Annotated in this window: 10 protein-coding genes and 1 tRNA gene; 2 read left to right on the top strand and 9 right to left on the bottom strand. The window is 43.1% G+C overall.

The window, feature by feature from the left end:
• Positions 1–30 precede the first annotated feature (30 nt).
• The 8 genes from rnr to PBAT_RS04160 form a co-directional block, all read right to left on the bottom strand.
• A complete protein-coding gene (gene rnr / locus PBAT_RS04125; protein ID WP_068646882.1) occupies positions 31–2,952 on the bottom strand; it encodes a ribonuclease R in 2,922 nt (973 codons plus the stop codon).
• A 263-nt stretch (positions 2,953–3,215) separates the two neighbouring features.
• Positions 3,216–3,446: a preprotein translocase subunit SecG gene (gene secG, locus PBAT_RS04130; RefSeq protein WP_068533328.1), complete on the bottom strand. Its 231-nt coding sequence runs from the start codon at positions 3,444–3,446 to the stop codon at positions 3,216–3,218.
• A 212-nt stretch (positions 3,447–3,658) separates the two neighbouring features.
• Positions 3,659–4,945: a phosphopyruvate hydratase gene (gene eno, locus PBAT_RS04135; protein WP_068646884.1), complete on the bottom strand. Its 1,287-nt coding sequence runs from the start codon at positions 4,943–4,945 to the stop codon at positions 3,659–3,661.
• Positions 4,946–4,994: 49 nt separating this feature from the next.
• A complete protein-coding gene (gpmI, locus tag PBAT_RS04140) occupies positions 4,995–6,539 on the bottom strand; it encodes a 2,3-bisphosphoglycerate-independent phosphoglycerate mutase (RefSeq protein ID WP_068646886.1) in 1,545 nt (514 codons plus the stop codon).
• A 1-nt stretch (position 6,540) separates the two neighbouring features.
• Complete coding sequence (tpiA, locus tag PBAT_RS04145; protein ID WP_068646888.1) at positions 6,541–7,293, bottom strand: triose-phosphate isomerase; 753 nt, start codon at positions 7,291–7,293, stop codon at positions 6,541–6,543.
• Positions 7,294–7,400: 107 nt separating this feature from the next.
• The gene (locus PBAT_RS04150; protein ID WP_068646890.1) at positions 7,401–8,582 is read right to left on the bottom strand and encodes a phosphoglycerate kinase; all 1,182 of its coding nucleotides are present in this window, start codon (positions 8,580–8,582) and stop codon (positions 7,401–7,403) included.
• A gap of 205 nt (positions 8,583–8,787) precedes the next feature.
• A complete protein-coding gene (gene gap / locus PBAT_RS04155; RefSeq protein ID WP_068646892.1) occupies positions 8,788–9,798 on the bottom strand; it encodes a type I glyceraldehyde-3-phosphate dehydrogenase in 1,011 nt (336 codons plus the stop codon).
• A gap of 88 nt (positions 9,799–9,886) precedes the next feature.
• Positions 9,887–10,936: a sugar-binding transcriptional regulator gene (locus PBAT_RS04160; RefSeq protein WP_068646894.1), complete on the bottom strand. Its 1,050-nt coding sequence runs from the start codon at positions 10,934–10,936 to the stop codon at positions 9,887–9,889.
• Positions 10,937–11,194: 258 nt separating this feature from the next.
• Here PBAT_RS04160 and PBAT_RS04165 point away from each other — a divergent pair.
• Positions 11,195–11,269, top strand: a tRNA-Arg gene (locus tag PBAT_RS04165).
• A 187-nt stretch (positions 11,270–11,456) separates the two neighbouring features.
• Entirely contained in the window at positions 11,457–12,056 is a 600-nt protein-coding gene (gene clpP, locus PBAT_RS04170) for an ATP-dependent Clp endopeptidase proteolytic subunit ClpP (RefSeq protein ID WP_068646895.1), read from the top strand.
• Positions 12,057–12,124: 68 nt separating this feature from the next.
• On the opposite strand, the gene PBAT_RS04175 is transcribed toward clpP, so the two are convergent.
• Positions 12,125–13,207, bottom strand: coding sequence for a PdaC/SigV domain-containing protein (locus tag PBAT_RS04175; protein WP_084402826.1), 1,083 nt, complete (start codon positions 13,205–13,207; stop codon positions 12,125–12,127).
• Positions 13,208–13,250 lie beyond the last annotated feature (43 nt).

A 13,250-nucleotide genomic window follows, 5' to 3' on the forward strand; every position in this document is an offset into this window, starting at 1 on the left:
CTTCTTTAGCTCTACGCTTCGAAAGGAATTCTACTTCTCTTCACTTGGAGTTCCAGTCATCTTATTACTATTGTCTTCTCTGGATGGACGTTTCTGAGAATCGTTTCCACCCGCATTATTGCCTGGTGTAGCATCCCCACCTAGAAAGATTCCGCCGCGACCAGAAGATTTACGAGCGTTACCACTCGATGACTGGCTATCGTTACGTGTAGGTTCGCTACTCGCTGCTGCACCGTATCCACCCTTGCCTGAACCAAAGGCGAACCCAGGGCCACGTGATGTCTGTAGAGCATCATAACGACCTGCTGGAGCACCTGGTCCACGATCGCGTTTGCCACGTCCTGCACCTTTGTCCTTGTTACCACCATCACGTCTTGGAGCTGATGAGCCCCCACGACTAGCTGGTTTCGTACTCTCACTCGGAGTTGCGGATTTCACACCTTCGGTTGTAGCAGTAGCACCTACACCATTGTCGGCTACTGGTTTAAACACAACGTCTTTATTACCTTTACGTTTGTTGAAACCGCCGGATTTACTCTTACCTCTAGCGCTTCTGCCTTCAGATGGCTTACTTCCTGCATCTGTAGACACAGCATTAACTATTGTACTATTCCCCGTATTCATCGCTTTCTTCTTACCTCCACCATTTGCACCAGGCGCCTTTGCGCCTCCGCTGTTTGAACCAATTTTCCCACCGGCCGCCTTACCACCACGAGTTCCACCGCTCTTACCACCGCGTGCTGGGCCTCTGCCAAATCCACCACTTGCCCCTTGAGGACGACCTCCACGATCACCCCGACCACCGTCAGCACGTGGCTTCATATCTAATAATTCGAAATCAATTGTATGATCGTCCATGTTCACACGAGCGAGACGAACTCTCAAATCATCACCAATGCGGAATACTTTAGACGTACGCTCACCGATTAATGACATGACCTTCTCATCGAAATGATAATAATCATCTGTCAACGCGCTCAAACGAATGAGACCTTCAACTGAATTCTCTAACTCAATGAACATGCCGAAGTTGGTCACACTGCTGATCATTCCATCGAATTCTTCTCCAACCTTATCCAACATATACTCAGCCTTCTTAAGCTGATCTGTATCTCGTTCTGCTTCTACAGCAACACGCTCACGTTCAGAAGATTGTTGAGCGACATCTGGCATACGTGAAGCTAGGTATTCCTGACGTTTCTCTGTCAATACGCCCTTGCTCTCGATCACTTCACGAATAACACGGTGAATCGCAAGGTCAGGATAACGACGAATCGGTGATGTAAAGTGTGAATAGAACTCAGCCGCCAAACCGAAATGACCCGACGTGCCTGCATCATACTTCGCTTGCTTCATCGAACGAAGCATCATCGTACTGATTACCTTCTGTTCTTTGGTTCCTTGGATATCTTCAAGCAACCCTTGCAGTGCTCTTGGATGAATGGAGTTCCCGCGACCTTTGACATGATATCCAAAGTTCTCAGCAAATGCTAAGAAGTTCTGTAGTCTCTCAGGATCTGGGTTCTCATGGATACGATATATGAATGGAACCTTCAACCAATGGAAATGTTCCGCTACAGTCTCATTAGCCGCAAGCATGAACTCCTCGATCATTTGCTCCGCGATAGAACGCTCTCTTTTGACAATATCAATCGGCTTGCCTTTGTCATCGATTACAACTTTGGACTCAGGGAAGTCAAAATCTACAGCACCTCGGCGCATCCGATTGCCACGAAGTTTCAAAGCTAAATCCTTCATCTGACGGAAATTATCAACCAAATCACTGTAACGCTCCATAACTTCAGGATCTTCATCCTCTAGAATTTTGCGTACATTCGTATACGTCATGCGTTCTTTGGTTCTGATCACACTCGTGAACACATCGTGATTAACCACTTTCATATTCTCGTCAAATTCCATTTCGCATGATAAGGTGAGCCTGTCCACCTGTGGGTTAAGGCTACAGATCCCATTGGAAAGACGGTGTGGCAACATCGGAATAACCCGATCGACCAGATAGACGCTACATCCACGATTATAAGCTTCCTTATCTAATTCAGAACCTTCTGGCACATAGTAACCAACATCGGCTATATGTACGCCAAGAAGATAATGACCATTCGGTAGAAGCTCCACATTTACGGCATCATCGAGATCCTTCGCATCTTCGCCATCAATCGTTACAATGATTTTGTCACGCAAGTCACGTCGACCCTGTTGAACAATCTCTTCATCCGTAATGGAATCCGGTGCTTGTTCTGCTTCCGCAGTGACTTCTTCAGGGAAACCCTCTGGCAATTGGTGCTTACGAATAATCGATATAATATCTACACCCGGATCATCCTTGTGACCAAGGACTTCTGCTACTTCACCTTCTGCAGCCGAACGACCTTCGGGATAATTCACAATGCGAACAACGACCTTCTCACCATCAACTGCGCCATTAAATGCATTTTTAGGTATAAAAATATCTCGGTTAATCCGCTTATCATCCGGTAACACAAAACCATACGCTTCGTTATTCTGGAATATACCCACGATTTGCGTAACAGCCCGTTTCACAACGCGGATGACTTCGCCTTCTAATTTACCTCCGGCAGCACTCTTAGAGGTCACTTTGACAAGAACAATATCGCCATTCATAGCACTCTTTAGATCATTTGCATTGATATATACGTCTGGATGTTCCCGATCATCAGGAATAAGGAATCCGAAACCTTTCGCATGTGCTTGTACACGACCACGTATAAGATCCATTCGCTCAGGTACGCCATAACGATTCGTACGAGTTAGAATTATTTTTCCATCCTGTTCAATGGCATTCAGTAACTTCACGAATTCTTTGAAGTCCTGCGCCTTATCAATACCAAAATGCTGTTCTAGCTCCTGGTAAGTCATCGGTTTATAAGCGGTTTCCCGCATGAAATCAAGTATCTCTTGTTCTGTTATCATCTTATCACCTCAGATAACTTGCCTTTGTGTACTGCAAGCTCTTATGTATCCTTTGCTTCATATTAGTTCTTTATGATTTAGTTGTTTACCAATTATTTCTTTACTATACCCTTACCCTAGTATACACGATTTCAATCGGATACATCCCATTCGCACTTCAGCAAATTGGAGGGGAATATATCAGACGAAATATTATTTTACTTAACAAAAAAACCTTCACTCCACATAGGATATGTAAGAGCGAAGGTTTCAAGAAATTTTCATTAGCTAACAACAGCTACAGCGATAGCAAGGATAAAGAATCCTGCAGCTAAAGCAACTGTTACACGTTGAAGGACTAAGTCCATACCGCGAGCTTTACTTTTACCAAAAAGATGTTCAGCACCGCCGGAGATGGCGCCGGAAAGACCTGCACTTTTCCCTTTTTGTAAAAGAACCACCGTGATCAAACCAATGGAGAAAATGACGAGCAATACTTGTAAAAAGAGTTCCATTCATTCCACCTCCTAGACGTGTCGAACATTCTCTTGGATTCCAAGAAGAAAATTGTTCATTATTTACGGAAAACAGCATTCTTATTGTATCACATCCAACCTATATTTGACAAGATTGTCTGTTCGACACTGGATCCACTCAAGTAAAACGATCCTAATAACACAAAAAGCCAGTCGGTGTACACCCGAACTGGCTTTTATCTATGTTAAAATTATTTCTTTAAGTTATAGAACGCCTTCATGCCGCTGTATTGAGCCAATTCACCCAATTGATCTTCAATGCGAAGCAATTGGTTGTATTTAGCAACACGGTCTGTACGTGAAGGAGCACCTGTTTTGATCTGACCTGCATTTGTTGCAACAGCGATGTCAGCGATTGTGCTATCTTCTGATTCACCTGAACGGTGAGAGATAACAGCTGTGTAACCAGCGCGTTTAGCCATTTCGATTGCGTCGAAAGTTTCAGTAAGTGTACCGATTTGGTTAACTTTAACCAAGATGGAGTTACCGATGCCTTTTTCGATACCTGTAGCAAGACGTTCTGTGTTTGTAACGAACAAGTCGTCACCAACCAATTGAACTTTGTCGCCCAATTTCTCAGTAAGCAATTTCCAACCATCCCAGTCGTCTTCGGACATACCGTCTTCGATTGTAATGATAGGGTACTTTTCAACCCATGAAGCAAGAAGGTCAACATACTCAGCGGAAGTGTAAGATTTACCTTCGCCAGCAAGTGTGTATTTACCATCTTTATAGAACTCAGTAGAAGCAACATCCATACCTAGGAATACGTCAACGCCTGGTTTGTAACCAGCTTTTTCGATAGCTTCGATGATTGTAGTGATTGCTTCTTCATTCGAACCAAGGTTCGGCGCGAAACCACCTTCGTCACCTACAGCTGTATTTAGACCTTTGGAACTCAATACAGATTTCAAGTTGTGGAAGATTTCTGCACCAATACGAAGAGCCTCTTTGAAGCTTGGAGCTCCTACAGGAAGAACCATGAACTCTTGAACATCGATGTTGTTGTCAGCATGCTCACCACCGTTGATGATGTTCATCATTGGTACTGGAAGAACTTTAGCGTTGAATCCACCAAGGTATACGTACAATGGTAGATCCAAAGCGTCAGCAGCAGCGCGAGCTACAGCCATGGATACAGCTAGAATTGCGTTAGCGCCCAATTTACCTTTGTTGTGTGTTCCGTCTAGGGTAATCATCAATTTGTCGATGCCTACTTGATCCAATGCATCCATACCAATAACTTCAGGAGCAATGATATCGTTTACGTTCTTAACAGCTTGCAATACACCTTTACCAAGGTAACGGGATTTGTCGCCATCACGAAGTTCTACAGCTTCATGAGCTCCAGTGGAAGCACCGGAAGGAACGATTGCACGGCCAAGACCGCCTGATTCCAAATAAACTTCAACCTCAACTGTTGGGTTACCGCGAGAATCTAGGACTTCGCGAGCGTACACGTCAGAAATAATAGTCATGTATTTAATCTCCTTTTTTGTACAATATTTATGAAACCTTATTATATCTTTATTTACGACTAGCAATCATGGATAATCCAGTCATTTCAGCAGGTTGTGGCAAATTCATCAGATCTAGGATCGTTGGTGCAACATCTGCCAGAATACCTCCGTCACGCAACACAACATCGGATGCTGTTAGAATGAACGGTACTGGATTCGTAGTATGCGCAGTAAATGGGCGTCCTTGCTCATCAAATACCATATCAGCGTTACCGTGGTCAGCCATAATAATCGCTACCCCGCCTTTAGCAATGACAGCATCTACAACTCTACCCATACACTCATCCGTCACTTCAACTGCCTTGATCGTTGGCTCAAGCATACCTGAGTGTCCAACCATATCAGGGTTAGCAAAGTTAAGAATAATAGCATCGTGGTTCTCCGCCTCGATCTCTTTCACACATGCATCAGCCACTTCATATGCACTCATCTCTGGTTGCAGATCATATGTAGCTACTTTAGGTGAATTTATGAGAATACGAGTCTCACCTGGCAGTTCCGTATCACGTCCACCACTGAAAAAGAAGGTGACATGTGGATATTTCTCTGTCTCGGCAATACGTAGTTGTTTCTTGTTGTTCTGTACCAATACTTCCCCGAGTGTGTTATCCAGGTTCTTCGGTTCATACGCAACGTACCCTTCAACCGTTTCACTAAACATCGTCAGACATACAAAGTGTAAGTTCTCTGGGAATTTATCTCCACGATCGAAACCGCGGAAGTCCTTATTCGTGAATACTTGAGACAATTGAATGGCACGGTCTGGACGGAAGTTCAAGAATACAACAGAATCTCCACTCTCAACTGTACCCACAGGGTTCCCTTGCTCATTAACAATCACGGTAGGTTCTACAAATTCATCGAAGACTGACTTCGTGTATGACTCTGTCACGGCTTGAAGAGGATCAGTATACTGCGGTCCATCTCCATAAACGATAGCACGGTATGATTTCTCAACCCGTTCCCAACGTTTGTCACGGTCCATAGCATAATATCGACCTTGTACCGTTGCAATCGTACCAATCCCAACTTCCTCAATCTTAGCATTCAATTGTTCAACGAAATGCTTGCCTGAGTCAGGAGAAACGTCACGACCATCTAGGAAGGCATGAATATATACTTCATCCAAGCCTTCCTTCTTCGCCAAATCCAACATCGCAAATACGTGTTCTATGTGGCTGTGTACTCCGCCATCCGAAAGAAGACCATAGATATGGAACTTCTTATTGTTATTCTTGGCAGAGCGTACAGCTTCAACCAAGGTCGGATTCTCATAGAATTCACCATCACGGATGGATTTAGAAATGCGAGTCAAGTCCTGATAGACGATACGGCCTGCACCAATATTAAGATGACCCACCTCTGAGTTCCCCATCTGTCCTACAGGCAATCCAACCTCTTCGCCACAGGCAATGAGTGTTGAATTAGGATATTGGCTCATCAACCGATCATAGTTAGGTTTCTTTGCTTGTGCCACAGCGTTTCCTTCTTGCGTATTACGCAGCCCGAAACCATCCATAATGATTAAGGCTACCGGTCTTGGTGCTGGCATCTTACTTCGCCCCCTCAACAAGCTGTACGAATGAAGTTGGTTGCAAGCTAGCACCGCCGACTAATGCGCCATCAATGTCGCTTTGGCCCATATATTCTACCACATTCTCAGGCTTCACACTACCGCCATATTGGATGCGAACAGCGTCAGAAACGCTCTCTCCATACAAACCTTTTACAAGTTCACGAATATAGGAAATGACTTCATTAGCATCTTGTGCTGTAGAAGATTTACCTGTACCGATAGCCCAGATAGGTTCATAAGCAATAACAGTTTGAGCCACTTGTTCAGCACTCAAACCTTTCAAAGCACCTTCAGTCTGTACTTTACATACAGCCTTAGTCTGGTCAGCTTCACGTTCTTCTAGCTTCTCACCAACACAGATGATAGGCGTAATACCGTGTTTGAAAGCAGCATGTGCTTTCTTATTTACGATTTCATCGGATTCAGCAAAATAGGCACGACGTTCGGAGTGACCAATGATGACATAGTCTACGCCTAGATCTTTCAACATAATTCCGCTGATTTCACCTGTATAAGCGCCATCATCTTCGAAATGTAAGTTTTGTGCACCGACTTTAATAGCAGTTCCTTTAACGGCTTCAACCAATGCTGGAAGATTCGTGAAAGGAGCACAGATCACGCTCTCTACACCTGCTACTTCTGCTTTACCTTTAATTTCTTCAATAAACGATTTAGCTTCTGGAACCGTTTTGAACATTTTCCAGTTACCTGCAATGATAGGTGTTCTCATGCTATCCACTCCTTTTAGCCTCTTTACATATATATTTGACGAATGATCCAACCTCGTCGTACGTACGCGATCGAATCACCCGCCATTCATAAATGAACAATGAGGATTTATTTATCGTTCAATGCTTCAACACCAGGAAGGGCCTTACCCTCCATAAATTCAAGAGAAGCTCCGCCACCTGTAGAGATGTGATTCATCTTGTCAGCAAGATGGAATTTCTCAGCAGCTGCAGCAGAATCTCCACCACCAATAATCGTGTAAGCGTCTGTATCAGCACAAGCCTGTGCTACTTGACGTGTACCATTCGCGAACGGCTCCAATTCAAATACGCCCATAGGTCCATTCCATACAACCAATTTGGAGTTTTTGATAACTTCAGCATACAAAGCGCGTGTTTTTGGTCCGATGTCCACGCCTTCCCAACCTACTGGGATGCTATCAATGTCAACGATTTGAACATTTGCATCCGCACTGAAGTCGTCAGCAATAACGATGTCGACTGGAAGCATAAAGTTCTTACCTAGTTCTTTCGCTTTCGCGATGAATCCTAGCGCAGTCTCAAGCTTAGAATCATCACATAGGGATAGACCAATCTCATGCCCTTGTGCTTTAAAGAACGTGTAAGCCAATCCGCCACCGATAAGAACATTATCAGCAAGATTGAGCAAGTTATTGATCACGTCAATTTTATCTTTAACCTTAGATCCCCCAACGATTGCAGTGAAAGGACGTTCAGGTGTGGAGAATGCTTTACCAAGCACGGACAATTCTTTTTCCATCAACAGTCCGGATACCGCCGGTAAAATGTGAGCGATGCCTTCAGTAGAAGCATGAGCACGGTGAGCGGCGCCGAAAGCGTCGTTCACGAACAAGTCTGCTAATTCAGCAAATTGTTTCGCTAGTTCAGTGTCATTCTTCTCTTCTCCAGGATAGAACCGCACGTTCTCAAGCAACAATACGTCACCATTAGTCATTTCAGCAATTTGAGCCTTAACAGCTTCGCCTACAGCTTCATCCGCTTTGATAACCTTCTTACCAAGCAATTCAGACAAACGCTCAGCAGCAGGAGTCAAGCGCATAGATTCTACGACTTCTCCCTTTGGACGTCCCATATGACTTGCCAAAATAACCTTAGCTCCGCGTTCTACCAAGTAGTTAATCGTTGGTAGCGTTTCACGAATACGTGTATCATCGGTAATTTTACCATCTTCGAGCGGCACATTAAAATCGACACGAACAAATACTCTCAACCCATTAACTTCTACATCACGTACACTCTTTTTATTCATCTCCACGTTCCCCCACACCCATTATATTTTTATCGATTGGAATCCAAGGAATAACATTTCAAAACAACTACGACTTAACGCCAAGTAGAGCGGAAGCGTTATACAGCGCATGTATTTAAAATTTGTGATTTTATTTCATTATTGTAGAAAGAGCGGAAACCATATTACCCGTTTCCGCTCTTTAAATTTGCTACCTTTGGCTGTATTACTTAACCAATTTTGCGAAGTGCTCCAACGTACGAACAAGTTGTGCTGTGTAGGACATTTCATTGTCATACCAAGCTACAGTCTTAACCAATTGTTGGTCTCCAACAGTCAATACTTTTGTTTGAGTTGCATCAAACAAGGAACCGAATGTAATTCCTTTAATGTCAGAAGAAACGATTTCGTCTTCTGTGTATCCGTAAGTTTCGGAATCAGAAGCTGCTTTCATAGCTGCATTAACTTCATCAACAGTTACTTTTTTGTCAAGAACAGTGATCAATTCAGTCAATGAACCAGTTGCAACTGGAACACGTTGAGCTGCACCATCCAATTTACCTTTAAGTTCAGGGATAACTAGGCCGATTGCTTTAGCAGCACCAGTAGTGTTAGGGATGATGTTCTCAGCTGCTGCACGAGCACGACGGAAGTCACCTTTGTTGTGTGGAGCATCCAATGTGTTTTGGTCACCAGTGTAAGCGTGAATTGTAGTCATCAAACCGGAAACAATTCCGAATTGATCTTGCAACGTTTTAGCCATTGGTGCAAGGCAGTTCGTTGTGCAAGAAGCACCAGAAATAACTGTTTCAGTACCATCAAGAATGTCATGGTTAACGTTATATACGATAGTCTTAACATCGCCAGTAGCTGGAGCAGAGATAACGACTTTTTTAGCGCCGCCTTTCAAATGCTTCTCAGCTGCTTCTTGAGATACGAAGAATCCAGTACATTCAAGAACGATTTCTACACCAAGCTCTCCCCAAGGCAATTCTTCAGGGTTACGGTTAGCTAGAACCTTAACTTCTTTTCCGTTAACTTTGAAGAATCCGTCATGTACTTCAACGTCACCATCAAAGCGACCTTGCGTTGTATCATATTTTAAAAGATGAGCTAACATTTTAGCGTCTGTCAAGTCATTAATAGCAACTACTTCGATACCTTCCACAGCTTGAATACGGCGAAATGCAAGGCGACCAATACGTCCAAATCCATTAATACCAACTTTAATAGTCATTTAATAGTTCCTCCCAGAATTCGTTTTTATTTATTCAAGACGGGTTATTAAGCCTGTCGAGACAACAATGTAATAAATCATCATTATTCTAAGTTGTGAGAGCCTTTTCTTCCATCTCTCTCTCAATTTCCAGGGCGGCAGCTTCATCTGTAACGAGTATATCTTCCTGACCAAACTTGAGAACGGCGTGTATTGCTCTGGCTTTACTCTTACCGCCTGCAATTCCGATCACAATTTCAGTCTTCTTGATATCCTCCAGTCGAAGACCTAGAATCATCATCTTATGAACCATAGCACCTTCGTCATTGAAATAATACCCAAAGGACTCTGCGATAGCACCATCTGTCCTAATCGCCTCAACAGTAGCTGAATCAAGCTTTCTGCGACGTGTCATTTCCATGGCATCACCAATACCGTGCACGATGATTCGCGACTGTCTGATAATCTGCACAATTTCCTGAATGTTAACATCTTGGACAAGTGATTGATAAGCATCTTCGCTGAGTAAGTCAGGTAGATGTAATAATCGATATTGGGCGCCTACACTCTTAGCCATCGTTGAGGCAATGGTGTTCGCTTGGAACTCCATGCTCTCTCCTAGCCCTCCGCGGGCAGGAACGAACCAGGTCCGTTTAACGTGAGCTGATGACGGTTGAGTCAATTGCTCAGCCACTGCAGCAAGTGTAGAACCTCCTGTAACCGCGATTATATCCTCATTACCCATGACGCTAAGCAGTGCTTTCGCTCCTGCACGCCCCAGCTCTCGCTTGGATAACGCTGATACTTCTGAATCACCAGGCACAATCACTACTTTACGCAGTCCATACGCTTGACGAATTTTCTCTTCCAAATCAGCGAGTCCGAATAGATTCTTAGCGATGGGTTCAAGCGACTCAAGCAATTTCCTACCTGCATCACTTATTCGCATACCCTTGCTCTCAATCTCAATCAATCCTTGTGATTTCAACAGGTCCGTCTCGGCACGCAACACGCGTTCCGTCATATGGAGCGATACAGCAAGTGTTCTGCGACCGATCATATCACACAACATGATGCGGTGAAGAATGCTATACCTTGTCTTGAGTATTTCCATGAGATCAGGTAGAAGCTGCTTTTGTATTTCCAATAAATTTCGCACGCTCTCCACTCCTGCTATATTCTCAATGGCCTTAAAATGTCCCATAAGAACTTTTTATGTCCCACTACCATTCTACTCAATATTTGCTCCTGTTGCAAGTGTTCCATGAGTATATTTTACAACGAGTTATTTTCTTATACATCATGGCTCGTCCACCCATGCCACACTTGATTCATAACCCTACATATAGAAGGTGGACATTGATATCCCTTGCTATTCTGCCATAGATATCATATAATAATTCTTGCTATTGATTTTGCGCCCGTGGTCAAATGGATATGACGTAGGCCTCCGAAGCCTGAGATCGAGGTTCAATTCCTCGCGGGCGCACCATTTATATTTCACAATAGCTAACTACTATATTATTAACCAAACCATCAAAAGCCAATCACGGCTCTTTTTTTTGTCTTGAGTTTGACTTTCTTTGACTTTTTGATTTAAAATGTTTATCATGTGGTAAATACGGTAATCGTATGTATAATAAAGGTTATAATATAGCTATTAAAGGGAGGTTTTCAACGTGGGTTTCATTCCTATGGTCGTTGAACAAAGCAACCGCGGCGAACGCGCATATGACATCTATTCTAGACTTTTGAAAGATCGCATCATTTTCTTGGGCTCTGATGTTAATGATGTCGTTGCCAATTCCATCATCGCACAATTGTTATTCCTAGCTGCTGAAGATCCGGAGAAGGATATCTCCTTATATGTAAACAGTCCTGGTGGATCGATTACAGCCGGAATGGCGATATTCGATACGATGCAATATATTAAACCAGATGTATCCACCATCTGTGTAGGTATGGCTGCTTCAATGGGTGCATTCTTATTGAACGCAGGTGCTATTGGTAAACGCTTCGCTCTACCAAACAGCGAGATCATGATTCACCAACCTTTGGGCGGTGCACAAGGTCAAGCATCGGATATCGAGATTCGTGCGCGTCGTATTCTCAAAATGCGTGATAAGTTGAACAAAATATTGTCCGAACGTACAGGACAACCGCTTGAGCGTATTGAGAAGGACACTGATCGTGATTACTTTATGAGTGCAGCAGATGCTGCGACTTATGGTATTATCGACAAAGTGATTGAGAGACCGTTAGCTTTAGATAAACAATAAGTACTTTTCAAAAAATCTTCCCCCTAGATTAGTAGGAGGAGGATTTTTTTATTTTTTCACAAAAAATCTTATTTGAAAAGGCTAGTCCCTTTCGATAATACCTGGTTATATGGGATCAAGAACGTTGGAATGCCTGCAGCGAATGGTGTGTATTCATATTGTTGGAAGAATACCGCTAGCCCATCTGGTTTGATAACGTACTCAGCGTCAGCATTAAGTCCTTTGAATGTCCCATAATAACCATTGATATCTTTTAGATCCTTCGCTACGAGTTTGTCTAACTCCACTTTGTAATTGGGACTTTTCTCTTTCAATAGGTCCTCTAATGTAAATACCTTCCCATCCTTCAAAGAAAAAGTAAATCCTGTTCGAATGGTACTATCGTGAGCTCCACCAGTATAGCTGTACTGATCTATGGCCAGACTTAACATGTCATTCTCATTGTAGGTTACGACAAAATTCTGAAAAGCTTGGTACATGTAATCGACAGAACTATCTCTCTTCTTCTCCTGTTCTTTCGAGTCTTCTATAAACTGAGTCTTGTGTTTCTCTAACACAGCGTTGATGTTCTTCTCCACCTCTTTATCCCCTAACCCACTAACGGTAGGATAACGCATCAGGAACAATGTATCTTTCGTCTTTGTTTCTAATAACTCCGTTACAATTTTAATGTCATTCTCGACTCTCGGTGTAATACTTAACGACCTCAGCGATGGATTCCATACCCCTTGTATTCCCAAATAGTCACTTAACAGTTTAAATGGGATGTAGATTTTCCCGCCAATATTCTTCACTTCATAATCGTAAATATAATAGTTATTAACGTTTGCATTTACTCCATATTCAGATACATCCATATTTAACTGTTTATATCCGCTGCCAAGGCTATAGGTTCTGGTTCCTGGATTATAAGATAAAGGTAACCCTAGCTGGTCTCTTAATACGGTCACAGGTATGAGGGTATTTCCCTGACTGATCAATCCCTTTTGAGATAACGTCTTGCCCTTCCATTTCAAAATTACAGATGTCTGTTCCACCGTTTTCTTCGTCGTTTGTGCTGCAAAGACTGTAGCCTGTCCTGTATATCCAAAGCTTGTTAGTAGGACCCCCGCCATCATTGCTGAAATGCTATATTTCAATACTTTATTCACATTAACACTCCCTTCTTTGCAACCCAATTAATGGTATTACCCA

The sequence above is a fragment of the Paenibacillus antarcticus genome (assembly GCF_001637225.1).
Lineage (GTDB): Bacteria > Bacillota > Bacilli > Paenibacillales > Paenibacillaceae > Paenibacillus_AQ > Paenibacillus_AQ antarcticus.

What these genes read in the sequence shown, in the direction of transcription:
- tpiA (WP_068646888.1), bottom strand. Translation starts at nt 7,293, where the DNA reads ATGAGAACACCTATCATTGCAGGTAACTGGAAAATGTTCAAAACGGTT.
- secG (WP_068533328.1), bottom strand. Translation starts at nt 3,446, where the DNA reads ATGGAACTCTTTTTACAAGTATTGCTCGTCATTTTCTCCATTGGTTTG.
- gpmI (WP_068646886.1), bottom strand. Translation starts at nt 6,539, where the DNA reads ATGCCAGCACCAAGACCGGTAGCCTTAATCATTATGGATGGTTTCGGG.
- rnr (WP_068646882.1), bottom strand. Translation starts at nt 2,952, where the DNA reads ATGATAACAGAACAAGAGATACTTGATTTCATGCGGGAAACCGCTTAT.
- PBAT_RS04150 (WP_068646890.1), bottom strand. Translation starts at nt 8,582, where the DNA reads ATGAATAAAAAGAGTGTACGTGATGTAGAAGTTAATGGGTTGAGAGTA.
- eno (WP_068646884.1), bottom strand. Translation starts at nt 4,945, where the DNA reads ATGACTATTATTTCTGACGTGTACGCTCGCGAAGTCCTAGATTCTCGC.
- gap (WP_068646892.1), bottom strand. Translation starts at nt 9,798, where the DNA reads ATGACTATTAAAGTTGGTATTAATGGATTTGGACGTATTGGTCGCCTT.